Origin of the sequence: Chryseobacterium sp. PvR013 (assembly GCF_017833095.1) — a bacterium.
Classification (GTDB): Bacteria; Bacteroidota; Bacteroidia; order Flavobacteriales; family Weeksellaceae; genus Chryseobacterium; species Chryseobacterium culicis_A.
This window is the reverse complement of the sequence record NZ_JAFIBT010000001.1, coordinates 3,964,259-3,989,157: the sequence shown is the minus strand read 5'-3', so window position 1 is coordinate 3,989,157 and position 24,899 is coordinate 3,964,259. Positions and strand designations below refer to the sequence as shown.

At 36.3% G+C, this 24,899-nt stretch carries 26 protein-coding genes; 6 read left to right on the top strand and 20 right to left on the bottom strand.

Translation table 11 applies throughout. The features are described 5' to 3' along the window. The first annotated feature begins 81 nt into the window (after positions 1-81). A complete protein-coding gene (locus JOE44_RS18235; RefSeq protein WP_209786673.1) occupies positions 82-954 on the top strand; it encodes an AraC family transcriptional regulator in 873 nt (290 codons plus the stop codon). A 93-nt stretch (positions 955-1,047) separates the two neighbouring features. Here the strand turns inward: JOE44_RS18235 and JOE44_RS18230 are convergent, their stop codons facing one another. Together JOE44_RS18230 and JOE44_RS18225 are read right to left on the bottom strand one after the other, a co-directional pair. Continuing rightward, positions 1,048-1,332, bottom strand: a complete 285-nt coding sequence (locus JOE44_RS18230; protein ID WP_172625768.1) for a hypothetical protein — start codon at positions 1,330-1,332, stop codon at positions 1,048-1,050. Positions 1,333-1,425: 93 nt separating this feature from the next. Continuing rightward, positions 1,426-3,033 (bottom strand): fumarate hydratase, encoded by a 1,608-nt coding sequence (locus JOE44_RS18225; RefSeq protein WP_209786672.1) that lies wholly within the window; start codon positions 3,031-3,033, stop codon positions 1,426-1,428. 227 nt (positions 3,034-3,260) lie between these two features. On the opposite strand from JOE44_RS18225, the gene fumC reads away from it, so the two are divergent. After that, positions 3,261-4,655 carry a class II fumarate hydratase gene (gene fumC / locus JOE44_RS18220; protein WP_209786671.1) on the top strand — a complete coding sequence of 465 codons (1,395 nt, stop codon included), beginning with the start codon at positions 3,261-3,263 and terminating at the stop codon, positions 4,653-4,655. 74 nt (positions 4,656-4,729) lie between these two features. Here fumC and JOE44_RS18215 read toward each other — a convergent pair whose 3' ends face one another. The 12 genes from JOE44_RS18215 to JOE44_RS18160 all read right to left on the bottom strand — a co-directional run bounded on the left by JOE44_RS18215 (position 4,730) and on the right by JOE44_RS18160 (position 16,447). Continuing rightward, positions 4,730-5,770: a porin family protein gene (locus JOE44_RS18215; protein WP_209786670.1), complete on the bottom strand. Its 1,041-nt coding sequence runs from the start codon at positions 5,768-5,770 to the stop codon at positions 4,730-4,732. A 30-nt stretch (positions 5,771-5,800) separates the two neighbouring features. Next, a complete protein-coding gene (locus JOE44_RS18210) occupies positions 5,801-6,409 on the bottom strand; it encodes a hypothetical protein (RefSeq protein WP_209786669.1) in 609 nt (202 codons plus the stop codon). After that, entirely contained in the window at positions 6,396-6,956 is a 561-nt protein-coding gene (locus tag JOE44_RS18205) for an RNA polymerase sigma factor (RefSeq protein WP_149835407.1), read from the bottom strand. Before JOE44_RS18205 ends, JOE44_RS18210 begins: the two co-directional genes overlap by 14 nt. 125 nt (positions 6,957-7,081) lie before the next feature. Continuing rightward, positions 7,082-8,020: a Dyp-type peroxidase gene (locus JOE44_RS18200; RefSeq protein WP_209786668.1), complete on the bottom strand. Its 939-nt coding sequence runs from the start codon at positions 8,018-8,020 to the stop codon at positions 7,082-7,084. Between the two features lie 18 nt (positions 8,021-8,038). Continuing rightward, on the bottom strand, positions 8,039-8,755 hold the full coding sequence (locus JOE44_RS18195) for an ABC transporter ATP-binding protein (protein ID WP_209786667.1): 717 nt from the start codon (positions 8,753-8,755) through the stop codon (positions 8,039-8,041). A 3-nt stretch (positions 8,756-8,758) separates the two neighbouring features. Next, entirely contained in the window at positions 8,759-10,225 is a 1,467-nt protein-coding gene (locus tag JOE44_RS18190; RefSeq protein WP_209786666.1) for a DUF5687 family protein, read from the bottom strand. A gap of 74 nt (positions 10,226-10,299) precedes the next feature. After that, a complete protein-coding gene (locus JOE44_RS18185; RefSeq protein WP_209786665.1) occupies positions 10,300-11,949 on the bottom strand; it encodes an AAA family ATPase in 1,650 nt (549 codons plus the stop codon). Between the two features lie 129 nt (positions 11,950-12,078). After that, positions 12,079-12,984 (bottom strand): DUF4835 family protein, encoded by a 906-nt coding sequence (locus tag JOE44_RS18180; RefSeq protein ID WP_209786664.1) that lies wholly within the window; start codon positions 12,982-12,984, stop codon positions 12,079-12,081. A gap of 36 nt (positions 12,985-13,020) precedes the next feature. Beyond that, the gene (coaBC, locus tag JOE44_RS18175) at positions 13,021-14,226 is read right to left on the bottom strand and encodes a bifunctional phosphopantothenoylcysteine decarboxylase/phosphopantothenate--cysteine ligase CoaBC (RefSeq protein WP_209786663.1); all 1,206 of its coding nucleotides are present in this window, start codon (positions 14,224-14,226) and stop codon (positions 13,021-13,023) included. Positions 14,227-14,353: 127 nt separating this feature from the next. Continuing rightward, complete coding sequence (locus JOE44_RS18170) at positions 14,354-14,677, bottom strand: DNA-directed RNA polymerase subunit omega (RefSeq protein ID WP_029298198.1); 324 nt, start codon at positions 14,675-14,677, stop codon at positions 14,354-14,356. A 41-nt stretch (positions 14,678-14,718) separates the two neighbouring features. Then, a complete protein-coding gene (gene bamD, locus JOE44_RS18165; RefSeq protein ID WP_105684058.1) occupies positions 14,719-15,714 on the bottom strand; it encodes an outer membrane protein assembly factor BamD in 996 nt (331 codons plus the stop codon). Positions 15,715-15,817: 103 nt separating this feature from the next. Next, a complete protein-coding gene (locus tag JOE44_RS18160) occupies positions 15,818-16,447 on the bottom strand; it encodes a TetR family transcriptional regulator (protein WP_034692722.1) in 630 nt (209 codons plus the stop codon). A 97-nt stretch (positions 16,448-16,544) separates the two neighbouring features. On the opposite strand from JOE44_RS18160, the gene JOE44_RS18155 reads away from it, so the two are divergent. From JOE44_RS18155 to JOE44_RS18140, 4 genes are all read left to right on the top strand, one after another. Further along, positions 16,545-17,171 (top strand): TatD family hydrolase, encoded by a 627-nt coding sequence (locus JOE44_RS18155; protein ID WP_209786662.1) that lies wholly within the window; start codon positions 16,545-16,547, stop codon positions 17,169-17,171. Then, on the top strand, positions 17,164-17,889 hold the full coding sequence (locus tag JOE44_RS18150; protein WP_209786661.1) for a tRNA threonylcarbamoyladenosine dehydratase: 726 nt from the start codon (positions 17,164-17,166) through the stop codon (positions 17,887-17,889). Before JOE44_RS18155 ends, JOE44_RS18150 begins: the two co-directional genes overlap by 8 nt. Positions 17,890-17,950: 61 nt before the next feature. Next, a complete protein-coding gene (gene rnpA / locus JOE44_RS18145) occupies positions 17,951-18,322 on the top strand; it encodes a ribonuclease P protein component (protein ID WP_209786660.1) in 372 nt (123 codons plus the stop codon). A gap of 245 nt (positions 18,323-18,567) precedes the next feature. Then, positions 18,568-19,167, top strand: a complete 600-nt coding sequence (locus JOE44_RS18140) for a DUF4126 domain-containing protein (RefSeq protein WP_209786659.1) — start codon at positions 18,568-18,570, stop codon at positions 19,165-19,167. A 49-nt stretch (positions 19,168-19,216) separates the two neighbouring features. On the opposite strand, the gene JOE44_RS18135 is transcribed toward JOE44_RS18140, so the two are convergent. The 6 genes from JOE44_RS18135 to JOE44_RS18110 all read right to left on the bottom strand — a co-directional run bounded on the left by JOE44_RS18135 (position 19,217) and on the right by JOE44_RS18110 (position 24,876). Then, positions 19,217-21,343 (bottom strand): hypothetical protein, encoded by a 2,127-nt coding sequence (locus tag JOE44_RS18135; protein ID WP_209786658.1) that lies wholly within the window; start codon positions 21,341-21,343, stop codon positions 19,217-19,219. A 1-nt stretch (position 21,344) separates the two neighbouring features. Further along, positions 21,345-21,896 carry an LptE family protein gene (locus JOE44_RS18130; RefSeq protein ID WP_105684217.1) on the bottom strand — a complete coding sequence of 184 codons (552 nt, stop codon included), beginning with the start codon at positions 21,894-21,896 and terminating at the stop codon, positions 21,345-21,347. Next, entirely contained in the window at positions 21,886-22,590 is a 705-nt protein-coding gene (locus JOE44_RS18125; RefSeq protein WP_209786657.1) for a hypothetical protein, read from the bottom strand. Before JOE44_RS18125 ends, JOE44_RS18130 begins: the two co-directional genes overlap by 11 nt. Before the next feature lie 13 nt (positions 22,591-22,603). Beyond that, entirely contained in the window at positions 22,604-23,893 is a 1,290-nt protein-coding gene (locus JOE44_RS18120) for a sigma-54 dependent transcriptional regulator (protein WP_105684051.1), read from the bottom strand. A 70-nt stretch (positions 23,894-23,963) separates the two neighbouring features. Beyond that, on the bottom strand, positions 23,964-24,728 hold the full coding sequence (locus JOE44_RS18115) for a tetratricopeptide repeat protein (protein ID WP_209786656.1): 765 nt from the start codon (positions 24,726-24,728) through the stop codon (positions 23,964-23,966). Beyond that, positions 24,700-24,876: a hypothetical protein gene (locus JOE44_RS18110; RefSeq protein WP_209786655.1), complete on the bottom strand. Its 177-nt coding sequence runs from the start codon at positions 24,874-24,876 to the stop codon at positions 24,700-24,702. The genes JOE44_RS18115 and JOE44_RS18110 overlap by 29 nt, the downstream gene beginning before the upstream one ends. Positions 24,877-24,899 lie beyond the last annotated feature (23 nt).

Below are 24,899 nucleotides of genomic sequence, written 5' to 3'. Positions count from 1 at the left end.
GTTATCATTTTCGAACTTTTGGTTATCCTGCGAAGGACTTTTCCCTTAAGAAGTTGTACCATGGCCGTAAAAATGTGTTGTATGAGGAGTCAATCTAAAAATGGACTTTTGTTCAGATCCGAAGACATCAAAATCATTATGCAGGAAGATCTGTGTCCTGACCAAACCTTCAAGTCTCATATGCTGGAAGGGAAGTCAAGCTTTAACCTTCTGTTCTTTCTGAGTAATGCCATTAATCTGGAGGCTCATTACTGTGGAACTCAATTTTTGTTCAAGAAAAATCAATATATCCTTCATTATTCCCCTAAAGAAAATGTTGCAGAAGTATGGACTGAAAATCAGGAAATCCTGAAATATCTGCAGATTCAGATCAATTATCAATATATTTTCAACCTCATCAATCCTGAGCATAATCGTGAGAATGCAGAGATTCTTGAAAATATGATTCATAATAATTTTATATTCCTGCATAAAGAAACACCTCCGGACATGACCGTTGAAATGCATATGATTGTAAAGGAAATTTTAGGTTATACCAAGAAAGGAATCATGCAGAAATTATTCATAGAAGCAAAAATCATCAAACTTCTTATTCTGATTTTTGAACAGTTTAATGAGAAAAACACATTGGAATCTACCCCAAAGACTCCGGAAATAATCAGAAAATTCATTGATGAAAATTATCACCGGAATATAAAAGCAGAAGAGATTGGAAAATATATTGGTATGAATCAAAATATTATAAGAAAGGAATTCAAAGCTCAGTATCATACAACGATTGCTCATTATATATCGGAACTCAGAATGTTAAAAGCAAAGAAACTGATCACCAATAAAGAAATTATGATCAAAGAGATCGCCATTGAATGCGGCTATGAATATCTCCAGAACTTTACGCGGGCTTTTAAAAAAAAGTTTGGAGTCTCTCCGGAAAGCCTCAGGAATAATAAATAGAAAAACCGCCTAACGAATTAAGCGGTTTTGTATATGTTGTTTTGCTTTGATATTACTTTTTCAGAATTCAGGTGAAAAAGCAATGACAATCAATTAATGATGATGTCCGTGATCGTGAAGGAAAGGTCCGTTTCCTTTAGGCTCGCTGTAGATAACCTCTACACCTTCCTGCTCAGAAACAAGCTTTCTTCTGATATCTTCAGGGTCGAAAGGCTTTACTTTTCCGAAATACTCTTTCAAACCTTCAGTTAGCCACATTGGGATTACTAATCCGAAGAACATAAAAATACACCAGAATCCTACTAAGAACATAGTAATGAAGAATATAGTCCAAAGGAACTGGTAGAACGGCCAAAATGCTGATAATATCGTTATCATTCTCTTAAAGATTTTAGGCAAAAATAGAACTTTTTTCCTTTTTACACAAAAGATCGGCGTTCTATTTTGTTATTTATTTTAATTTTAAACTAATTAGTGAGCAAGATTTGCGAAGAAGTCGTTTCCTTTATCATCGGAAATGATGAATGCAGGGAAGTCTTTTACTTCGATTTTTCTTACTGCTTCCATTCCTAATTCCGGGAAGTCTACTATATCTACAGATACAATATTGTCTTTCGCAAGAATGGCAGCCGGCCCTCCGATAGATCCAAGATAGAAACCTCCATATTTATGACATGCATTGGTAACATCTTTACTTCTGTTTCCTTTTGCCAACATGATCATACTTCCGCCGTGGCTTTGGAATTCGTCTACATAAACGTCCATTCTTCCTGCTGTAGTAGGTCCGAAACTACCTGAAGCCATTCCTTCCGGAGTTTTTGCCGGTCCTGCATAATAGATCGGGTGGTTTTTAAAGTATTCCGGCATTGGTTTCCCACTGTCGATAATTTCTTTGATTTTTGCGTGCGCAATATCTCTTGCTACGATTAATGTTCCGTTCAGTTTTAATCTTGTTTTGATCGGATATTTAGAAAGCTCAGCAAGAATTTCCGGCATTGGCTTGTTCAGATTAACCTCAACAGCTTCTTCCAGGTGCGGAGGAGTATCAGGCAAGAATCTTTTCGGATCCTGTTCCAATTGTTCAAGGAAGATACCTTCTTTCGTAATTTTTCCTTTGATATTTCTGTCTGCAGAACAAGAAACTCCCATTCCTACCGGACAAGATGCAGCGTGTCTTGGAAGTCTGATTACCCTTACGTCGTGAGTAAGGTATTTACCCCCAAACTGTGCTCCAATTGCACTTTCCTGGCAGATTTTCTGAACTTTAGCTTCCCATTCAAGGTCTCTGAATGCCTGCCCGGCCTCATTTCCTTCTGTCGGAAGGTTGTCATAATATTTGGCTGACGCTTTTTTCACTGCAGCAAGGTTGGCTTCTGCTGAAGTTCCTCCGATTACCAATGCTAAGTGGTACGGTGGGCAAGCCGCTGTTCCAAGATCTGAAATTCTTTCTTTAACAAATTCTTCAAGAGATTTTTCGTTCAATAAAGATTTCGTTTTTTGATATAAGAATGTTTTATTAGCTGAACCTCCTCCTTTTGTTAAGAATAAAAATTCATAGTAATCTCCTTTTTTAGCATAGATATCAATCTGTGCAGGAAGGTTAGACCCGGAATTCTTCTCCTCAAACATAGTCAAAGGAACAACCTGAGAATATCTTAGATTTCTTTTTTGGTAGGTATTGAAAATTCCTTTGCTCAGGTACTCTCCATCTTCTACTCCTGTGTACACATTTTCTCCTTTTTTCCCCATTACAATGGCTGTACCGGTATCCTGACATGAAGGAAGGGCTCCTTCAACAGCCACTGCAGCATTTTGTAAAAGGTTATAAGCAACGAATCTGTCGTTATCTGTAGCTTCAGGATCATCAATAATTCTTCTAAGGCTTTCCAGGTGGGAAGAACGAAGCATGAAAGAAACATCTGCCATTGCTTCTTCGGCTAACAATTCCAATCCCTTCGGATCTACTGTTAAAATTTCTCTGTCCCCTAGTTTTTCAACCTTTACATAGTCTGATGTAAGCTTTTTGTACACCGTATCATCCTTCTGAATAGGATACGGATCCTGATATCTAAAATCCATTCAATTTTTGTTTGTACAAAAATACGCCTCCTTTAAAAAAATATGAGTAAAATCAGTCATTTATATTGATATTTATAATGATTATAAATTGTAGGATTCTGAGTTTATAAGTACCTTTATAGAAGCTAAATAAACGAAGCCAAAACATTATTTTTTCCACTAAAAATCAATAATGTTAAAAATTTTTATGGCTTTTAAACCAACAGATCATACAAATTTCAACCACTATGAATTACAGAATAGAAAAAGACACCATGGGAGAAGTGCAGGTACCTGCAGATAAATTTTGGGGTGCACAGACTGAACGTTCCAGAAATAATTTCAAAATCGGACCTGAGGGTTCAATGCCGCATGAAATCATTGAAGCTTTTGCGTATCTGAAAAAAGCAGCAGCCTATACCAATACTGATCTGGGAGTGCTTCCTGCTGAAAAAAGAGATATGATTGCTAAAGTATGTGATGAAATTCTGGAGGGAAAATTGAATGACCAGTTTCCGTTGGTGATCTGGCAGACAGGTTCCGGAACGCAATCGAACATGAATGTGAATGAAGTCGTTTCCAACAGAGCCCATGTTAATAATGGAGGAACATTGGGTGAAAAATCTGAAATTCACCCGAATGATGATGTGAATAAGTCCCAGTCTTCCAATGACACGTATCCTACTGCCATGCACATCGCTGCCTATACAAAAGTAGTGGAGGTAACCATTCCGGCAGTAGAAAAATTAAAAAATACACTGGCTGACAAATCAAAAGCCTTCAAAGATGTTGTAAAAATCGGGAGAACCCACCTGATGGATGCTACTCCGCTTACCCTCGGACAGGAATTTTCCGGCTATGTAGCTCAGCTGGAATTCGGATTGAGAGCTTTAAGAAATACATTACCTCACCTTTCTGAGCTTGCATTAGGCGGAACAGCTGTAGGAACAGGATTGAATACTCCTAACGGGTATGATGTAAAGGTGGCAGAATATATTGCTCAATTTACCAACCATCCTTTTATTACTGCAGAAAATAAATTTGAAGCCCTTGCTGCACACGATGCGATTGTTGAATCTCACGGAGCATTAAAGCAACTGGCTGTGTCTTTATATAAAATTGCTCAGGATATCAGATTACTGGCATCAGGTCCCCGTTCAGGAATCGGGGAAATTCATATTCCTGAGAATGAACCGGGATCGTCTATCATGCCTGGAAAAGTAAATCCTACTCAAAATGAGGCAATGACGATGGTTTGTGCACAGGTTTTAGGAAATGATACCACCATTTCTTTTGCCGGAACTCAAGGAAATTATGAGCTGAATGTTTTCAAACCGGTTATGGCTTACAATTTCTTACAGTCTGCCCAGTTGATTGCTGATGCATGTATTTCCTTCAATGATCATTGTGCTGTAGGTATTGAACCGAACCATGAGAGAATTAAAGAGCTTGTAGACAAATCTTTAATGCTCGTGACAGCATTAAATACTCATATCGGATATGAAAATGCAGCTAAGATTGCAAAAACCGCTCATAAGAACGGAACAACGTTAAAAGAAGAGGCTGTTAATCTTGGTTTATTAACTGCTGAACAGTTTGACGAGTGGGTGAAACCGGAAGATATGGTAGGAAGTTTAAAATAATGATTCTATAACTGATACAATGCAAAAACTCCGGGAGCTTTTCCCGGAGTTTTTCGTTTGCTATTAAAATATATTTAATCTAATCCAATGGCCAAGCCGAATATCAGTGCTTTATCATTTTTGAAGTAGCTGTCTTTAAAGAAGTTGCTGAAATCTTTTTTAACAAAGAGACTAAAGCTGTTATAGGAAACCGTAATCTGTGCTCCGTATACAAAAGGATTCACCTGATAATTTCCACGGTCTCTGGTTTCACCATCACCATCTTTTACAATATTGTTGGTTGACATTTTTACCCCTCCGTATACATTGGCTCCAATTTTAAATCCGGTGTAATAGCTGCGGTACTGGATATCCATTCCTGCATTCTTAAGCTTGGAGAAATTATATTGTACCCCCAAAGGAACCATAATATACCCAGTTCTCAGTTTACTTTTATCAAGATTTTCGTTAGCTTGAACTAAAGCAACTCCCTGATCTGCACTTATTGTAAACAGCATATTATTATCTGCTCTAAGCGTTCTCCAGGAGAATCCTAATCCGGAAATAATAGCCCAGGGGCTTGTTCTGCTAAGCTGATAGTTCAGTTTCAGACCAAACTCAAGGTTATTGGCATATCCGATATTTTTATCCAGTACGTTATCCGGAGAGCTATTCGTTAATGTCATAATTCCATAGGAGAAATATCCTGTAAAGCTTCTGCTGGGACGGAATTTTTTCAAAAGCTTTTCTTTAAGTTCTTCTTTGGACGTAACATCTGTATTCAAAAGAGAATATCTTACCTGCTTCTGAATCACATCATCCAGATCAAATCCAAGTTCCTCAATTCTTTTATCCATTTTCTCAGAATACCGATCTGCAATCAGAGCTTTTTCTCTGTCGAAATCAGATTTATTGAGATTTTTTGCCTGCAAAACGACCAATTCCTCCTCCATCAGTTTTTTTTCTTCCTGAATAATAGCGTTGATTTTAGCTGCATATTCTTCTACTTTCTCTTTTACAATCGGGCTTACCTCCGTATCTTTTTTAGAAGACAGATTAATATTGAATTTCTTTTGTGCATGGATTGACGCTGAAAAAAAGCACAGCAATCCCATTACGATTAATTTCTTGATCATAGTATTATTTTTTATTTTTTTACGGATAAATTATCTGGCATTCAAATCAATAGTAGTTGCCACGTTGCTTCCATCTTTTGTTTTTTCGATGACATCTTTATGCTCTACTGAGAAAAGAAGCGTGGAAGGATCTACATATTTTTTCTTTTTAACCGGAGTTTTTAAAGAATCGGCTTTCGCCATCAGTCTAGGATTGGAAATCTGAGGAATCTCCAGTTTCTTAATAGGAACCATTTCTTTAGGAAGAAGTTTATTTTGTCCTATTGCCACTGGAGAAATAACTTCTTTGTTATCTTCTGAAAGTGTTTTCTTCACTTCCTTTTTATCATTATTCTCAACTGCCAGCGGAATATTATTCTGAACCGGAACTTTTATAATTTCTTCTTCATTATTTTTTGCTGTTTTCTTTACAATTTCCGGTTGTGTTTCTGAAGGCCGATTAAGAAAAAAGAAAACACTCCCTAAACCAAATGTCAACAGGAAACATGCCGCTATTAATATCCAGTTCACCTGTAATCTGGTACGATTACTGCTGTTCTGAAGCTCAATTTCAGACCACAGATCGCGCGATGGGGTAATTTCTCTTTCCTCCATCTGTTTTTTGATCTGCCATTCCATATTATCTTTAGACGTTTTCATTTTTCACTTTTTTTTGTTGTTGAAAGTAGATCTTTCTTAATTTTTCTTTTGCTCTAAACAACTGGGTCTTGCTGACAGCCATTGAAATCTGCAAAGTATCAGCAATTTCCTGATGAGAATAGCCTTCCAGTACATACAGGTTAAAAACCATTCTGTAGGCATCGGGAAGCTGATCCAAAAGTTCCTGTGCATTAAAATCACAATCTATCTCCGGCTCATGGATGTCTTCGTGAAAAGACTGGTTGATTTCGTCCAGATAGAATACTGTTTTATGGCTTTTGATAAAATTCAGACATTCATTAACGACAATTCTCCTCGCCCAGCTTTCCAGGTTCGACTCTCCTCTGAAGCTTTCTATGTGCTTAAAAATTTTACAGAATGCTTTTATGAGACAATCTTCTGCCTGATACAAATCGCTCACATAGCTTTTGCTTACACTCAGGAATCTCTTCACATTCTGTTCATAGAAAATCTTCTGTGCAGCCGGATCCTGTTTTTTCAGGAGGCTCAACAAATCATTCTTTTTATTTCCGAACAAAAGTTTCATGCTTATGCTGTTTCTATCTTAAAGACACTCAAAACAAAAAAAGGTTACAATTTTTTTAAAATATTTTTATTGATATTACTTAATAAAGGAAAAAGGCTGCCTTAGAATGAGACAGCCTTTGTATTTTATCCTGAAAATTCATCAAGCATATTTCTGGTGGGAACGAAGAAAAGTGTTCCGGTAACTGCGGTACTGAAATCTAAGATTCTGTCATAATTTCCCGGAGGATCACCTATAAACATATTGGTCAACATCTTTTTTGTTGTGGTAAATGTACTTGAATAGGCAATGAAATAGGTCCCGAACTCATTCGTAGATGGGTTACCAAAAGGCATATTATCTCTGACTATTTTCAATTCTTCTCCATTCTCGCCTTCGATATTGGCTAAGGCAATGTGTGAATTCGAAGGTTTTACATCGTCAGACATTTCAATATCATTTTCCTTTGATCTTCCGATCACTTTCTCCTGATCTTCTGTGGACAGACTTTTCCAGGCATCCATATTGTGAAGGTACTTCTGAACGAAAAGATAACTTCCTCCTTTATATTGAGGATCTTCATCTCCTATTTTTCCAAAATAATCACGGTCGTCACCATGCGGATTTTCCGTTCCGTCTACAAAACCAAGAATGGAACGTGCATCCCAATATTTAAATCCGTGAATTTCCAGAATACTTTCAGCTACGGAGCTCAATAATTTGGATATTTCAATCGCCATATCGAAAATCAGGCTTTTGTTATCTGCTCTCAGATGAAAATGAAGATCTCCGGGAGTGGAAACAGCCGTATGTTTTACTCCTTTTATTTCTTCAAAATCGCTCAATTCCTTTGGCCGTGGTGTTGGAAGTTCCAGTTTCCTCCATGCTTCAGCACCAATTCCCATGACACAGCTTGCCCTGCTGTCCGGAAAACGGTTAAAAACCGAATTATTAAGATTTAAAACCAAAGCACACAGCTCCTGAAAAATATCTTTCAGCTGAGGGCTTTCATGAAGTTTCCAGACCATGAAAATAGTATTGCTATTTGGATAGTCTGTCACATTCTGTGATTCTGTCGTATTCATACCTCTATTTTTGTGGTATTAAATATCCGAAACTGACACCTGATCTGCAAAATATTGTTCCAAATCTTTCAAAGTTTCCGGATTGGTCTGAATATCTTTTACCAGAAGACCTTTGTTTACAACCACGATTCTGTTACATACTTCTGTTGTATGCGAAAGATCATGACTGGAAATAAGGAAAGTAACACCATCTTGTTTTGATAATTCTTTGATCAGATTTTTAAGTTTGATCTGGGTAGAAGGATCCAGGTTGGCAAAGGGCTCATCGAGAATAATAATCTCAGGATTTCCAATGATAGCTCCTACAATTCCTACTTTTTTCTGATTTCCTTTTGAAAGATCACGGATATATTTCCCGGATTTCAGGATCTCACCATTGAAAAAATCATGAAAAGGTTTCAGGAATTCATCTACAGATGCTTTGTTCTGACCTCTCAGCTCCCCGATGAAATAAAAATATTCCTCCGGAGTAAGATAGCCAATGAGAAAGGTATCATCTACAAATGCTGAAACTTTATTTTTCCAGGCTTCGGATTCATTGACCTTAATTCCGTCAATACTCACAAATCCTGTGCTTGCCTGAATCAAATCCAGCATCAGGCTGAAAAGGGTTGTTTTTCCTGCTCCGTTATTTCCTACAAGGCCAAATGTTTCCCCGTTTGGAATTTCAAGATTTTCAATATTAAGAACAGTTGCTGTTCCGTATGTTTTGGATAAATTTTGTATGTTGATCATGTTTTAACCTTTATTTTTAAATGCATCAAGTGCGCTGTATTTTTCTCTTTTATATTGTTTTACAATGATATCGAAGATCTTTTCTCTCATAAAAAATCCGATAACTCCAATAATAGCAATACTTACCACTCCACCTGTAATTCCTGTAAAATATTTTGCCAAAGCAAATACACCCATAGGAAGAAGCATTTTAGGAATCAATAAAAGTATAGCCACCATATTAAAACTTCCTTTCTGCCCCAGTCTTTTTTCCTTTGAGTTCAGGTCAATCTGAGTTTTGTTGAAGGCTCCCGACCATAAAGTAAATTGAGAATTCACCCCCATATTGTACAATCCTGCTGCAAAAAACGTGACATACACTTCCCAGCCAAAATAAGCATAGCAAAGTGCTACAATTATAGAAGCTCCAGTTACAATATTCATCAGCCACCATTTTGCTTTTAAATATTCTTTGTACGGAACATTCAGAGTCATCATCAGAGGATAATATGAACTGTCAAAAGCCGGCACCCTCTGCCCAAAAAGAAACTGGAAGCCACCTGTAACAAATAATCCCATGAACATCATCATTGCAGGGGTTTTGTATAGTGAAGAAGTAAACATCAGCAATCCATAAAAAAGAAACATAACACTGCCAAGTAAAATACCTTTTGTGACCTTATTACGTCTCAGCATTTTAACATCGTTATTGATAAATGTACCAATAACCCCATATTTATTCAGGAAAGCTATATTTTCTGTTTTTCCTACTGTTTTCTTGGCTTCAAGCCCCTGATCAAGATAAAACTCTTTACGCAGATAACGGAAACAAATCCACCACAGCAGGACAAACAGAATAACAGGGATCAGGGCAAAGTAAGGCTTTTCATAGAAGCTTAAAAAAACTGATTCTGAGTAAGACAAAACCGGAATGATATTGTAGTATCCCAGACTTCCGATGATCACAAAACAGATTCCTATGGCAATAGCTAAAGGCTCTTTCCCATTGAAAAAAATATTGATAAAGTTATTCAGATAGAGCAATGCTATGACTCCAATAAGCCACACCAGTATTCCTATAATACTATATCCGTTGAATAACGCAATCAGGGAAAATGTGATAAAGAATAATGAGGTCAGCCAGCTGAATGCAGAAAGAAAGGTTTTAGCCAGCATATAATTGACCAGTGTATTCTTCCTGATATTCATGGTAAGAAATGGTTTAATATTTTGTGTAGGAATTTCCTGCCATAAATATTTAATAGCCAAATCTATAATCCACGCAACGATCATGAATTTTGAAACCATCTTTAAAGGGTTCTGATGCATTTCTTCCTGAATGTAGAAAAAAGCAAGAAAGGCACCCCCAATAAGACATCCTATGAAGTAAAGAATTCCTATGAAACGGAGGATTTTCATGGTCAGGTTGATCCCTAAAGATGTACCACGAAAGAAGCTTTTGATTTCAAGCCTAAGGAACTTTAGAAACATATGTTAGTTTTTTACATTAGTAAATATAATGTAAAATATGTTACAAATTTTTAACGAAAATTAGATTTCTATAGTTATCCTATAAGCTCTTTTGCCTGTGCCAGAGCGGCTTCTGTAATTTTACTTCCGGAAAGCAATTGGGCAATTTCGTTCAGTTTTTCTTCACTGCTTAAAGGAATAATGGTGGATTGTGTTTTGCCTGAAATATCCTGCTTCACCACTTTATAATTATCATTTCCTTTGGCGGCAACCTGTGCAAGGTGAGAAATAACAATCAACTGCATGTCTTCAGACATTTCTCTCATAAGGTTTCCGATCTCTTCAGCTACTTTTCCTGAAACTCCGGTATCAATTTCATCCAGAATAAGGGTTGGAAGCTCATCACTTTCTGCAATAATCTTCTTTACAGCAAGCATTACTCTTGATCTTTCTCCTCCGGAAATAGCAGTCTGGATAGGTTTTAAAGGGAAACCGGAATTGGCCTGAAACAACAGCTGGATATTTTCTTTTCCAAACGGGTTGAATTCTTCAGCATCCTGTAATTCTATATCGACTTTTGCTTTTTCCAGCCCTAGTTTTTTCAGAAGGACTTCTGCTTTTTTGATGAAAACAGGAACATTCTTATGTCTGTTCTTTGAAAGCTTTGCAGCAAGGGTCTGAAGTGTTTTTTCTTTTTGAGAAATATTGTTTTCTGTTTCTTCAATCTGTGATTCCAGATCAGAAGCTCCTTTCTGATCTCCTGCCAGCTGATTTCTGATTTCAATCAGTTCATGAAGATCTGAAACATTGTGCTTCAGGAATAAAGCATTGATTTTGTTATTAAGATCCGTAAGGTATACCAGATTTTCCGGATTGATTTCAACTCTCTCTGCCTCATGTTCCAGTTCGGAAATGATGTCTTTAAGTTCTACAAAAGAGGTTTCAAGTCTTTCATCAAGTTCAGCAAAACTGGTGGAAACTTCGGAAATTTTCGAAAGCTTGTTTGTGGCTTCATGGAAGAAGGATAAAATACCTATTTCTTCCTGATGGAATCTTGATAAGATCTGGCCTACATTTTCTGAAATCATCCCTGCATTTTCCTGAATGGAAAGCTGATTCTGAACATCTTCATAGTCTACATCATCAAGTTTAAGCTCTTCCAGTTCGTTAAGCAGAAATTCTTTGTAATCACTTTCTTTATTAGCTTCTGAAAGCTGGGTTTTCAGCTTTTTCAACAATAGTTTAAGAGTCTGAAAATCAGAAAACTCCTGTTGATAATCTTCTATAATTTTTTTATTCTCAGAAAGCCCGTCAATAATTTTAAACTGATATTCTGAGGTAAAAAGGTTAGAGGTTTCAAATTGAGAATGGATATCAATGAGTTGTGAGGAAAGTTCTTTAAGAATATCCAGCGTTACCGGTACATCATTAATGAAAGCCCGGGATTTTCCTGAAGGAAGGATTTCTCTTCGGATAATGGTCTGAAGCTCGTAATCCAGATCATTTTCAATAAAGAATTTCTTAAACTGATTGTTGAGGGAAAACTCGGTTTCCACAACGCTTTTTTCTTCAGCTTTGGCAATAGATTTTACATCTGCTCTTTCTCCTAAAATAAGTCGCAAAGCCCCTAAAATAATAGATTTACCAGCCCCGGTTTCTCCGGTAATAACCTGTAAACCATTTTTTAATGATACTTCAAGGGTATCAATCAGGGCAAAGTTTTTAATGTAAATTCTCGAAAGCATTGATAATCCGGGTTATAATCCAATTTGAGTTTGAACGGTAAAATTAAGTTTTTTTAATGAGTTAAGAAATCGTTTTTTGATTGTGCACTCATCAATCATGCTATCTGTTATTAAACGTACTCAGAAATTTTAGACTTTCCATTTATTCCACTTATCCTCTATATTCTTTGGTGAAAGGATAATCATATTCTGCTTAAGGTCATTAAGAATGAGACCTCCATTATTTCCAGAATTGAAAATATTGAAAATTTCATCACTTTTGGTATCCATGAACAGGTTGAAGAAAAATGCCTGCTGGAAATTGTTTTCGTACATTTTAAGCTGCATCAGAGCATCAAAAATCACTTTTTTCCCGGCCGTCTGATCCTGGTTGAAAAGGTTATCCAATCCTGCTCTGTGGTAAGTATAAATGGTAGAACGCAACTGACTCCAGTTTGGGTTCATGATTTCGTTGATCAAAATAGAACGGCTTCTTGGCTCGTTGATGGTATTCCAGCCCTCATAGTTTCTGTTTTGGGAATTCTGTGCAATCTGCTGTGCTTTTGCATACCATTGAGATCCTCCCATAGACTGGAAACTGTCTGCATCCAACCCTAAAATCACATAAATATAGAAACTGACCACATCCGTAAGATTCTTCCCTGAAAATTGTCTTTCATTAAAAATAAGACTCTCATTTTCAATGTACTCAAAGGCAAATCTTTGATCCTGAAGGTTCAGCAAAGGAGATTCATAGGTCGTATTATAAACAGGTCTTACTGCCTGAATAACAATAGTTCCTTTGAATTTGTTAACATCTCTTTCGCCAATGACAATGGAGAAATTACATTTTATTTTTTCAAAATTCTGAAGCTTTTTACCTGTCCAACTGGTATTATTGATAAAATCCCTGAGACTTTTCTCCAATGCTTTATAGGCCTGCTGGTTACTTCCTCCCAACTGTTTGGAGTTTACCTGCACTGTTGCCAACAGCTCCTGAGAAAAACTTTGGGTATAGAGAAAAAACAGAAAAAATAAACTTATAATTTTTTTCATTGTCTATTAAAAATTGAGAACGGAAATTTATTAAAATTATTTTAAAAATTGAGCCTCTACAAAATTGAGAATATCTTTTGCTACATCATCCTTTGATTTCAGATTGAATTCTTTTTTCTCTGTTTTCGTAAATATTTTGATTTTGTTGGTGTCATTTTTAAAACCAGCGCCTTCGTCACGAAGAGAATTCAGAACAATCATATCCAGATTTTTCTTTTCCAGTTTTCCTTTTGCATTTTCCTCTTCATTTTGGGTTTCCAGGGCAAATCCTACCAGAAACTGGTGAGTCTTCTTTTCTCCCATTGTTTTAAGGATATCAGGATTCTTAACCAATTCAATCGTTAGGTTTTCATCATTTTTTTTGATCTTTTCCTTAGCCACTTCTTTTGGAGCATAATCTGCTACTGCCGCACTGGCAATCCCGATGTCTATTCTGTCGTAAAATTCAAATACTTTGGCCAGCATTTCTTTTGCCGAAATTACTTTATGAAGTTCAACATTTGGATCATTAAGGGTCTGAAAACTTGGTCCTGAAATCAAAATCACTTTTGCGCCTCTTTTCGAAGCCTCTTCTGCCAGAGAGAAGCCCATTTTCCCTGATGAATGATTTCCGATGAATCTTACCGGATCTATGGCCTCATAAGTAGGTCCTGCAGTAATTAAAACTGTTTTCCCATCAAGACTTCCGGAATGGCTATCTGAATGAAAATAATGTTCTACTGTAGTAAAGATCGTTGCCGGTTCTGCCATTCTTCCCTGCCCGATCAGTCCGCTTGCCAATTCTCCGTTTTCCGCAGGTATGATTACATGTCCGAAGCTTTCTGCCAGCTCCAGATTCTTTTTTGTAGAAGGATGTGCATACATATCAAGATCCATTGCAGGAGCAATGAATACCGGGCATTTTGCAGACATATACGTTGCAATAACCAGATTATCACACATTCCGTGGACCATTTTAGACAGTGTATTGGCCGTACATGGAGCGACAATCATAACATCTGCCCACAAAGCCATTTCCACATGACTGTTCCATGTTCCGTTACTGCTGTAAAAATCTGAATACACAGGTTTTTTGGATAATGTAGACAGACTTAGTTTCGTCACAAAGTTTTCAGCATCAGGAGTCATAATAACCTGTACTTCGGCTCCTTTCTTCACAAAATCTCTGATGAGAAAATGAATTTTGTAAGCCGCAATTCCTCCAGAGACAGCGATAAGTATCTTTTTACCGGAAACACTCATTTAGTTCTAATTTTTGAAATACTAAAGTACTTATTTTTTCCCACACAATGAGGCTTTAAAACAACAAAAGGTCATAAAAGAAATGAATTCCTTTATGACCTTGATTTATTAAAACACAGATGATTGATTATTTTCTTTCTTCTGTTTTTCTGAAATAAACATCTCCGTTTAACCATTCTTCAATAGCAATTGAAGTTGGCTTTGGAAGCTTTTCGTAATGTTTAGAGATCTCAATTTGTTCTCTGTTTTCGAAAACCTCTTCTAATGTAGAATTATGAACAGCAAATTCATCCAATTTATTGTGAAGTTCCGTACGGATCTCCGCATTGATCTGCTCTGCTCTCTTTCCCATGATAACAATAGCTTCATAGATTGAACCTACTTTATCTTCAATCTTATCTTTATCGTAAGTAATAGTATTTACTTCTGCTTTTGTATCTTTTACACTCATTTTGAGAAAATTATTTTATTTTAAGATGGCAAATTTACGAATTATCTTTGAATTTTGAAAGTCGCTGCCGGAGGAGGCGTCTTAAGTGCCGCACTGTCCCTCTGCAACTGGATTGCTTTCTTTTCGTTGCTGATCTGATCCTTTATTTGCTGATCAGCTTTATCTTTATCTGCCAGTTTTTCGGCTTCTTTTTTCTGTCTTGCCGTTAAAGCTGCAATTCTTGCTTCAGTTTGTTTTTTAACAACAACGAAGTTTTGTTTTTCCTTTTCCAGCTTTTCCCTAAGATCTAATGCCGTTTTAGAATATTCTGTATTAGGAAGCTCTTTCTCTACCACTTTTGTATAAGTCAGAGCACTTTCAATACGCTCATCTTTAAGATTATATACGGATTTCATCGCCAGTTCATAACGTGACTTCATGATATAATCATAAATTTTTGAACGAAGTTTTGTACTTGGGAAATCTTCTAAAACATTTTCAAATGCTACATTCGCTGCTTTATACTCTCCCATTTTATAGTATTGTCTTCCGTTTTCGTAAGCTTTAAATTCAAGCTTATAAGACAATTCATCAATAAGTTGGCTGATATTTTTAGATCTTTCAGAGTTGGGATAATTGTTCAGGAACTCCTGAAGCTCATTAATAGCCAATTCTGTACTGGACTGATCTAAGTTATAGTCCATAGATCCTTCATAATAGCACAATGCAGACATATACGCTGCTTCTTCAGCTCTTGGATCTTTTGGGAAACTCACTGCAAAGTTTTTAAACTGGTGACCTGCCAGCTTATAACTCTTGTCATAGTAGTTAGCATAAGCAGTGTTGAAACCTACATTAGGAAAATCATCCGTTCCTGCCACAAGATTTGCCAGTCTGTCGTAAAGAGCCAATGCATTTTTCCACTTTTTCTTAGCGAAATTTTCATTAGCTGCCTTTAAGATAAATTCTTTATCAGCACTCCTCATTGCTCTTTCCTGTTGGCTTACACAAGATGAAATCACCGCTACAACAAAAAGACCTAAAATATATTTTTTCATATAAAAAGTTCAACAGTTTTCGGATTATACAGCCGATTTACTAATTTGCAAAAATATAACTTTTTTGTCAATAGATTTTTTTTTATGAATATTTAACGTAATTTTAGTCTGCAGCGTATCCCAGAATCGCAAAAACACTTAATAAAAGATTCATTCTCACCTTTTTCTCAGCTTCTTTTGCATAGGTTTCCTCATTTTTGCTCGGAACATAGAGCTCATAGAAGTTTTTATTCCTGATTACAAATAAAGTGGATCCGATAATCATGGTAAGAATATCTTCTGGTTTTGGGGTAAAAGTAAAAACGCCTGATGCAACGCCTTTTTTAATGACTTCATCCAGTTTTTTGACAAATAACTGATAGAAATCAAGCAGTTCATCTTTCAGATTTTCTGTATGACGAAGCTCCTGAGTCACAAAACCATGGAAATAATTATACTTAAAAAGCTGAGAAACAATATATTTAATCATTTCCCGCAGCTGCATTTCCGGTTTCCCTTCTTTGATGGTATCCGCAAATTCCGAAAAGTTCTCTCTGGTTTTCAGCACCCTGTACTGATAGAGGTAAGACATCATTTTCTCTTTGGAACCAAAGTAATAAGAGATCATGGCCACATTGATATTTGCTTTAGAACAAATATCTCTTACAGAAGTTCCCTCGTATCCTTTTTTTGCAATCAGCTCTTCTGCAATATCCAGTATGTGAATCTGTTTTTCTGTAAATTTTTTTTTCATGAAGTGTACTTTGAGTAAAGTTAAGAAATTTTTAACACATTTATAAACGTACGTTTAATAATTTTAAATTAATTCTGAAAAATCCTTACTTTTGAATATGGAATTTTTTGATTTTCACCATCATAAAAAAAACATCAGAAACGGAATTTACAATCTGAACATTGAGCAAATTCCGCCTGATTCCCCTTATTCTATCGGAATTCATCCTCAGGATATTGATGTAAATAATATAGAACAGCAGTTTTTGTGGATGAAAAATATGATATTTCAGAACTGTTTTGCCATTGGTGAATGTGGCTTAGATTCTTTAGTTTCTATTGATCATAAAATTCAGGAAGAAGTGTTTTTAATGCAGATTAAGATTGCTAATGAAGTAAAAAAACCACTGATTATTCATTGTGTAAGAAAATTTTATGAGGTTATTTCATTTAAAAAGAAGGCGGAACAGCCTATGATCATTCATGGTTTTAATAAGAAACATCAAATTGCTGAAGATCTTCTTGCCAATAATTTTTACCTGAGTTTTGGAAAAGCTGTTTTGTATAATTTATCTTTGCAGGATATTTTGAAAAACACTCCATTAGACAAAATCTTTTTAGAGACTGACAATGAAGATTTTAACATCGAAGAATTGTACGTTAAAGTTTCGGAAATAAAAGAAGTTTCTTTGGAACAACTCAATGAACAAATTTTAGAAAATTTACACAGAATAAAAAATGGATAAATACTGGCTGGAAAGAACTGAACTTTTGATAAAAGAAGATGGATTAGAAAAGCTCATAAAAGCCAATGTGCTTGTAGTAGGCCTGGGTGGAGTAGGTTCTTTTGCCGCGGAATTTCTTGCAAGAGCCGGAGTGGGAAATATGACCATTGTGGATGGCGATACGGTAGATATTACCAATATCAACAGACAGCTTCCTGCTTTGCATTCTACGGTCGGAAAACATAAGGTAGAGGTGGTTGCTGAAAGGCTTCTTGACATCAATCCACAGCTTAATTTAACGAAGATCAATGAATTTCTGAATCCGGAAAGAATGGATGAAGTTTTGGATTCTGCAAAATTTGATTATGTTTTGGACTGCATCGACAGTGTTACGCCAAAGCTTTGTCTGATTATTGCAGCCAAAAGAAGAAGGATAAAAATTGTAAGTTCAATGGGAGCCGGCGGAAAAACCGATCCAAGCAAAGTATTGGTAAGAGATATTAGCAAAACTGAACATTGTCACCTTGCAAGACAGGTAAGAAAAAGACTTAAAAAAGCAAAAATTGACAAAGGAGTTCGTTGTGTTTTTGCCAATGATATCCAGGATGAAGAAAGTTTGAAAATGACTGATGGAACCAATTATAAAAGATCTTTTTACGGAACAATAAGCTATATGCCTGCTATTTTTGGGTTGTACACCGCTTCAGAAGTGATTAATCATTTATTAAACCAGGATTAAAATATTCCCCAGCCTATTTCACAGATTTAGAAAAATAAAAACCCCTATTTACACTCCGTAAATGACAAATTTCCAATATCCCAGAGCGGAAAAGCTCAAAAAAAACACAGAGATCAGTTTGCTTTTTGAAAAAGGCAAATGGAGAACGAGCGGAAATCTGAGAATCATTATTCTGAAAGACAAACCCAATCTTGCTGTAGAAGATGCAAAATTTGGCGTTTCTGTTTCTAAAAGATATTTTAAAAGAGCAGTGCACAGAAACCGTATCAAAAGATTACTGAGAGAATGTTATCGTCTGAACAAAGATTTGTTTAAACAAGCGTTTGGAGAAAAAACTGTGGCAATGCTGTTTTGGGTTTCTGCTGAGATGCCTCCGAAATTTCAGGATGTAGAGGCTCAGTTTATAAAGCTTTGTGAAGCACAGAAAAAATAATTTTCCTTTAGAATAAGAGATCTGTGATGTATTTTATCCCACGGATTATGCTAACCATGCAGATTTTTTATTTTTCCACGGATCACACAGATTTATGCTGATTATTACGTAGGTATTTTTTTATTCTACAGTAAATCACAGATAGCAAAGATCGAAACTCGTATCCTTGAGCTCAAAAATCAACCATACTCTTAATTTCAGATAGTTTTTGTATTTTAGAGAAGACAATAAATCTGAAAATTAATATGTTAGATAATATTCCCTATTTTTCCTATATCATCAGTGCGTTTATCGGCATTGGATTGGCGGCAGCTACAGGCTTCCGGGTATTTCTTCCGATGTTTATCGTAAGCCTTGCCTCTTATTTCAATTGGATTCCCATGAATGAGCATTTTGAATGGCTTGCAGGTCTCCCTACGCTTATTACAACAGGAATAGCCACTATTATTGAGATTCTGGCTTATTATATCCCTTTTGTTGATCATTTACTGGACACGGTCTCTATTCCTATGGCCACAGTTGCAGGTTCCATTTTATTTGCCAGCCAGTTTGCTGAGCTTGGAACTTTTCCGCAATGGGCACTGGCATTAATTGCAGGTGGAGGCACCGCAGCAACGATCAGTTCCGGATTTGCAGGAATAAGGGCCGCTTCTACCGCAACAACAGGAGGTCTGGGAAATTCTATGGTAGGAACAACAGAGACGGCAGGAGCAGGCATAATGTCTATTCTCGCGATGGCAGCTCCAGTACTGGCCGCTATTTTTGCAATAATTACCTTAATTGTTGTTATTGTGTTCGGACGAAAAGCCTGGAAAAAATTAAGAAGCAGTAAAAACAATCCTTAGAAATGATAAAATAAAAAAGGTACTGTTCTAATCAGTACCTTTTTCTTTTTTAATTTTTACTTCTGAAGTCCTTAATATCCTTAATCTTGGATTCAAAATATTCCTTTTTCTCAGGACTCTTTTTAATTAATATTTCAAACGCTTTTATGGCCTTTGTATAGAGTTTCTGTTCAAAATAAAGATTGGCCAATGTCTCTGTCATCAAATGCGAGATATCGTCATTCTTTTCTTTTACAACATAGGTACTTTCTTCTTTTAACTGACTGATTCTAGGATTGTTTTCAATAAAGGTTTCAATAGCCTTATCTTTAATTTCCAACTTTTCCTTTTCATTTTCTTCTGTTCTGCCAATCTTAAGCCAGCTCTGCCACGTATTGATAAAACCAGGGACATTACTGTCTATTGATGACTGAGCCATATTCTTCATAGTAACCTCTTCTGTTTTTTCTACAGGTTCTTCTTTCTTTTCCTTCTGCTTTTCTTCCACTTTAAGGGTAGAAATATCAGTTCCAAAGAATGAAACATTCATCACAGGAACATCTTCTTTTCCATTTTCTGTATCCGTTTTTTCTTCTTCAGTTGATTCAATTGATACAGAGTGGCTCTCTTCATTTTCAGATACTTCCGACACTGGCAGAACTTCTTCCTGAACGGTTGCCGTAACAGTTTCGGTAGGTTGCTGTTCTTCAATGATTGCTTCAGATTCTGCAACAGGAGTTGCTTCCGCTACCGGAGTTTTGATTTCAGGCGCTGATTCTTTTTCTGATTTGCTGATTAAAGAATCTGGCATATTGGATTCCAAACTCATGGGCTTCCATACAGACTGTACTTCAGGAGTTTCTTCTTCTTTTTCTTCTGTAATTTCAACCTTAGCTTCTTCTACAGGCAATTGACTTTCAACAACTTCTTTAGGTAAGGATTCTTCTTTGCTTTCCTGAGGTTTATCCTCACTTGTTGACCAGAAATGAAAATTCTGAGTGTCAGCAAAGCTAATTTCATGATCTTCAATCACTTCAGGCGCTACTTCCTCCTCTTGCAGAACAGGTTTCGTTTCCTTCATTTTTTTCTCAACCTCTTCAATCAGGCGTCTCATTTCCTCCTCATGTTTATTTACATTCGGTTGGGAAATCTCAGCGGTTACTACAGTTTCTTCATTATTTGCCTGAATTTTAACGTCCGGCATAAATGATTCTGTTCCATGGAAGCTTACTTCAGCATCAGATATTTCTATTGATGACTCTTCTTCATTATTATTTGCCTCTTCTTTTTCAGCAGAAATCTGATCTTCGTCGATAATGGTTTCTGGCGTAAAGTTTTCTCCAGCATTATCTTCTACTTCAGCTTGCATTTCTTGTTGAGCGATTTCTTCTTCAGAAACAGATATAGCTTCAATATCAGTTGATCCTGTATTTAAAGGCTCTTCCGTAACTTCTTCAATACTTTCCTCTGATGATAAAGGAGATACTTCATGGAAACTGATATTTTCTTCTTCGTCAACCTTTTCTTCTTCTTTTTCTGAAGAAATATGATCTTCATGAATGATCGTTTCTGGTGTAAAGTCTTCTCCTGCTTTTTCCTCTATTTCAGTTTGCTTTTCTTCCTGCTGAATAGGCTCCTCCACTAAAGCTTCAGCCTTTTGGGTTACCAAAGTTCCTGATTCCAGAGTAGACTCAATATCTATTGTTTCAGAATTTTGCTCGTTCAGAAAGTTTTCTTCTCCTTCAAATAAAATTCTGTTTCGTTCCCCATTTACATAGATATGTTTAACTTCATGTGCGGTTGGCAAAACACATGCTGACTCCTGCTCTTCTGCTGGTTTTTCTACAGAACCCTCCTCTTCTCTTTTAATAGGGAAAGACTTGGCTTTCTGGACTAATTGAGCAGGTTTTTCAATTGTTTTAGAGGCTTTCTTTTCTTCAACAATCTCTGGTTTGAGCTCTTGTTTGACCTTTCCGTTAATCAGTTGATACAAAATCTTCTTATCAGTAGTATATGCCGCTGTTGTGGAAAGCTCTTTCTGATAGTTTTCTTTCTCGTACAGATGGACTCCATACAGGTGAAGCGCCCTGATATTTTGAATATAAGGAAAAGTGTGAATCTCTTCTTTCAAAAGACCAAGGTCTTCGGACTGAATATTTTTCGGATTTTTTATTAATTCTAAAACTCGTGGATTCATCTTACCAATTCGCTACAATGTCGTTAAATATCTTATTAATAATTCTATCTGTTACCAGCTTTACCTGCTGGTCTTCGATCTGACTTAGTGATACATCACTGTTGAAAGCAGCTTCATCAGAATACGTTCTGTCGAAACTTGCATCCGGATGAATTTTATTTTCATAATGTACTTTTACTGTAATCGTAAGTTTATTCTGTGCTTGCTGAATCACCCCACCAGAAGGGTTTGTCTGGGTATTGGAACTGATTGTGGTAGGCGTGATGGAATAGTCTGTAATCTCTCCTTCAATAAGAATATCAGGATTTTCTTTTGTTCCTTTCAAAGTAGTTCTCTGAAGGAATCTGTTTTGTATTGCTGTAGAAAACTGTTGCGATAATGCAGGATTTACAAGAGGTGCATTATTGGGAAATTCATTGATCTGAACAGTCTTTTCGTCTGTAAGAGACGACCCTGTAAAGCTGTAACATGAATTTAAAACTCCCAGCAATGCAAAAAGCATTCCCGTTAACAGTGATTGTTTCAGGCTGATATTTTTAATGTTAAAATTCATTTTTAGATCCGATTTCAATAATTTCATCATACTCAATTTGTTGAATAGCGTCTTCATAAGCAAAATAGTTTGCTGTGTATAAAAATGGTAAGGTAAGAAAAATTCCTATCCCACAGGCAACAATACCAATCTGAGCTAAAATACTTACTACCAATGAGAAAAGGAAAATCGACAGGAGATTTCCTTTGGTCATTACTTTTGAAATATTCCACGCTTCTTTTATTTCTTTAACCCCTTTAAGACTGATTAACGGGATGATATAAAAGCCCTTCAATACGAAGTAATATATTGCTGCAATTAATAAGAATATATAAGGAAACACGAAAAGAGCAACCATTGGGTTAGGTTCATTACGCTCTGATATTGCTCCTGATATCCCTAACACTGCAAATAAAGGAATGTAAAGCAATAACACACCACCAAAAATAATTAACTGCAACATAAAATAAGGCATGAAATCTTTAAAATCAAAGATATCTCCCGGGCTTGCCGGCTGATTTCTATTTAATCTCTGAAGATATTTGTATAAATTACCCATTGCCAACAGTCCGCAGAAAGGAATAATCGACATGATAAAGCATAGTAAAAATGCTACAAAAATATTTCCGAAATCTTTCTTTAAAAGTTCGAAACCTTTGTTAATATATTCTCCGAGTTTAAAATTGACCGGCTTGGGTGTTAAATTTACTTTCATTATCTATGTTGTGTTAATCTTCCAGGTTATATTGTTTTATTTTTCTGTATAAAGTTCTTTGTGAGATTCCCAGCTCATCTGCCGCTCTGTTCCTTCGTCCTTTATGCTTCTCCAAAGCTTTGATAATCAAATCTTTTTCATTATTCTGAAGCGAAAGTGATTCCGGTCTGTTTTCTTCAATTTCGATGTCTTCAATATCTTCATAGCTGTCATCAGGAGTCGAAATAATTGTAGGAGTCTGAACGGTCGGTGTATCGTTATTATTTTCAAAATACAACAATGATCCGGAATTCACCTGCGGCTGACTTTCGGGGGTATAAATCCTGTTGATCAGGTTTTTCTCATGATTACTAAGATCTGCTGTTCCTCTGTTTTTGATCAATTCCGAAGTTAAGGATTTTAAATCATTAATATCATTCCTCATATCGAATAGAATTTTATACATGATTTCCCTTTCACTTCCGAAATCGCTCTGCTTTGGAGTACTTTGAGTATTTACTACCATGGGAAGATGGGTTTCCATAGGAATATACTCGGCCAGTTTCTCAGCGGTAATATTTCTGTTCCTTTCCACAACAGTCATCTGTTCTACCAAGTTTCTTAGCTGACGGATGTTACCCGGAAAAGAATAACTTTCAATGTAATGAACAGCGCTTGGTTCCAATTCAAGCTCCGGCATTCTGTATTTTTCTGCAAAATCTATTGCAAACTTTCTGAATAATAAATGGATATCACCTTTCCTTTCTCTCAAAGGCGGCATATCAATCTGAACGGTATTCAAACGGTAATATAAATCCTCACGGAACCTTCCGTCATGGATGGCTTTCATCATATTAACGTTGGTAGCGGCCACAATTCTTACGTTCGTTTTCTGAACCTGTGAAGAACCTACTTTCATAAATTCACCACTCTCAAGCACTCTTAAAAGACGAACCTGAGTCTGCAGCGGAAGTTCTCCTACCTCATCTAAAAATATCGTTCCGCCATCTGCTACTTCAAAATATCCTTTTCTTGTAGCTGTTGCTCCTGTAAAAGCTCCTTTTTCGTGTCCGAACAATTCAGAATCTATGGTTCCTTCCGGAATTGCACCACAGTTTACCACAATATAAGGCTGATGTTTTCTTTTTGATTCTGAATGAATGATTTTCGGAATAAATTCTTTACCTACACCACTTTCTCCAATGACCAGTACAGAAATATCTGTAGGTGCCACCTGTATAGATTTTTCCAGGGCCCGGTTGAGTGCAGGAAAGTTTCCGATAATTCCGAAACGGTTTTTTATGTTTTGTAGCTCGTTGCTCATAAGTAAATTTTTGATTATTGATTTAATGTTAATCTTCTACAGTTCTTCAATCTGTTTTCTGTAGACTTTGTTAAAAATGATGAGTGTAGATATCTTTCATGGTCTTTCCTTCATCATACGTTTGCTGGGCTAACATTTTTAAATCCAAATAATCTTTGTTTCTGATCTTAGAAACTTTACTTTTAAAGTATATGTTCTCGGCAAAGTTGTATTCTTTGCTTTGTTTTTCAAAATTTTCCAGGGCTTTGTCATACCTTCCCAGCTCGAAATAGGTCACTCCCAGCTGGTAATGATCAAACATTCCCTTCACATAACCTCTGGTAGCCAGAAGCCTTTCCATAATCCCCGCTGCTTTTTCTTTTTGTCCTAAAGCACTGTAGGACACAGCTCTTACTACATCCAGATTATAGTCTCCGTTTTGAGATCTCCCTAAGTCTCCGGGCTCATATTTTTTTAATGCATCTAAATCCTGAATAGCTCCTTTATAGTCTCTTAAAAACTGAAACTTGGTCCAGCCTCTATAGCCAAGGTGCATTTGAGGGTCTAAAGCAACGGCTTTGTCAATTAAAATTTTCCAGGTAACAAAATCTCCGTTTTTAAGATATGGAACGGATTTTTCCATATAGGAACGGGAGAAATCGGGGCACAGTTCAATCGCTTTATCAAAGCCTTCCTGCGATGCTGCATATCCTTGTAAATCTGAAGCCCAGTTGTATAACCCACACGCTTTTTTGCAGTTCTCACCCTCTACTGCATTACAGTTAACCTGTGCAATAGTATTGGTGTAAACGATAAGTAACAAAAAGCTAAGGTAATACCTCTGAAACTTTTCCATTTTCAATTTTATAGGTTAAATACTGATAGTAATCTACTTTTAAACCTTTTATCTCTTTCGGCATCGAGCCATCGAGTGATTTTGTAAACTGCAGTACTTTATTTTCCAATTCTTCATCCAGTACAGAATCTTTCAGATCCGGGCTCATATGCTGTAATCTGAACAGTCCTG

Excerpts from the sequence above, each read along its gene's own strand:
- JOE44_RS18180 (WP_209786664.1), bottom strand. The coding sequence starts at position 12,984 with ATGAAAAAAATTATAAGTTTATTTTTTCTGTTTTTTCTCTATACCCAA.
- JOE44_RS18230 (WP_172625768.1), bottom strand. The coding sequence starts at position 1,332 with ATGATAACGATATTATCAGCATTTTGGCCGTTCTACCAGTTCCTTTGG.
- rnpA (WP_209786660.1), top strand. The coding sequence starts at position 17,951 with ATGACAAATTTCCAATATCCCAGAGCGGAAAAGCTCAAAAAAAACACA.
- JOE44_RS18160 (WP_034692722.1), bottom strand. The coding sequence starts at position 16,447 with ATGAAAAAAAAATTTACAGAAAAACAGATTCACATACTGGATATTGCA.
- JOE44_RS18190 (WP_209786666.1), bottom strand. The coding sequence starts at position 10,225 with ATGTTTCTAAAGTTCCTTAGGCTTGAAATCAAAAGCTTCTTTCGTGGT.
- JOE44_RS18200 (WP_209786668.1), bottom strand. The coding sequence starts at position 8,020 with ATGAATACGACAGAATCACAGAATGTGACAGACTATCCAAATAGCAAT.
- JOE44_RS18195 (WP_209786667.1), bottom strand. The coding sequence starts at position 8,755 with ATGATCAACATACAAAATTTATCCAAAACATACGGAACAGCAACTGTT.
- JOE44_RS18130 (WP_105684217.1), bottom strand. The coding sequence starts at position 21,896 with ATGAATTTTAACATTAAAAATATCAGCCTGAAACAATCACTGTTAACG.
- JOE44_RS18140 (WP_209786659.1), top strand. The coding sequence starts at position 18,568 with ATGTTAGATAATATTCCCTATTTTTCCTATATCATCAGTGCGTTTATC.
- fumC (WP_209786671.1), top strand. The coding sequence starts at position 3,261 with ATGAATTACAGAATAGAAAAAGACACCATGGGAGAAGTGCAGGTACCT.
- JOE44_RS18135 (WP_209786658.1), bottom strand. The coding sequence starts at position 21,343 with ATGAATCCACGAGTTTTAGAATTAATAAAAAATCCGAAAAATATTCAG.
- JOE44_RS18120 (WP_105684051.1), bottom strand. The coding sequence starts at position 23,893 with ATGAGCAACGAGCTACAAAACATAAAAAACCGTTTCGGAATTATCGGA.
- JOE44_RS18170 (WP_029298198.1), bottom strand. The coding sequence starts at position 14,677 with ATGAGTGTAAAAGATACAAAAGCAGAAGTAAATACTATTACTTACGAT.
- JOE44_RS18110 (WP_209786655.1), bottom strand. The coding sequence starts at position 24,876 with ATGAGCCCGGATCTGAAAGATTCTGTACTGGATGAAGAATTGGAAAAT.
- JOE44_RS18115 (WP_209786656.1), bottom strand. The coding sequence starts at position 24,728 with ATGGAAAAGTTTCAGAGGTATTACCTTAGCTTTTTGTTACTTATCGTT.
- JOE44_RS18150 (WP_209786661.1), top strand. The coding sequence starts at position 17,164 with ATGGATAAATACTGGCTGGAAAGAACTGAACTTTTGATAAAAGAAGAT.
- bamD (WP_105684058.1), bottom strand. The coding sequence starts at position 15,714 with ATGAAAAAATATATTTTAGGTCTTTTTGTTGTAGCGGTGATTTCATCT.
- JOE44_RS18235 (WP_209786673.1), top strand. The coding sequence starts at position 82 with ATGAGGAGTCAATCTAAAAATGGACTTTTGTTCAGATCCGAAGACATC.
- JOE44_RS18125 (WP_209786657.1), bottom strand. The coding sequence starts at position 22,590 with ATGAAAGTAAATTTAACACCCAAGCCGGTCAATTTTAAACTCGGAGAA.
- JOE44_RS18210 (WP_209786669.1), bottom strand. The coding sequence starts at position 6,409 with ATGAAAACGTCTAAAGATAATATGGAATGGCAGATCAAAAAACAGATG.
- JOE44_RS18185 (WP_209786665.1), bottom strand. The coding sequence starts at position 11,949 with ATGCTTTCGAGAATTTACATTAAAAACTTTGCCCTGATTGATACCCTT.
- JOE44_RS18155 (WP_209786662.1), top strand. The coding sequence starts at position 16,545 with ATGGAATTTTTTGATTTTCACCATCATAAAAAAAACATCAGAAACGGA.
- JOE44_RS18215 (WP_209786670.1), bottom strand. The coding sequence starts at position 5,770 with ATGATCAAGAAATTAATCGTAATGGGATTGCTGTGCTTTTTTTCAGCG.
- JOE44_RS18205 (WP_149835407.1), bottom strand. The coding sequence starts at position 6,956 with ATGAAACTTTTGTTCGGAAATAAAAAGAATGATTTGTTGAGCCTCCTG.
- coaBC (WP_209786663.1), bottom strand. The coding sequence starts at position 14,226 with ATGAGTGTTTCCGGTAAAAAGATACTTATCGCTGTCTCTGGAGGAATT.
- JOE44_RS18225 (WP_209786672.1), bottom strand. The coding sequence starts at position 3,033 with ATGGATTTTAGATATCAGGATCCGTATCCTATTCAGAAGGATGATACG.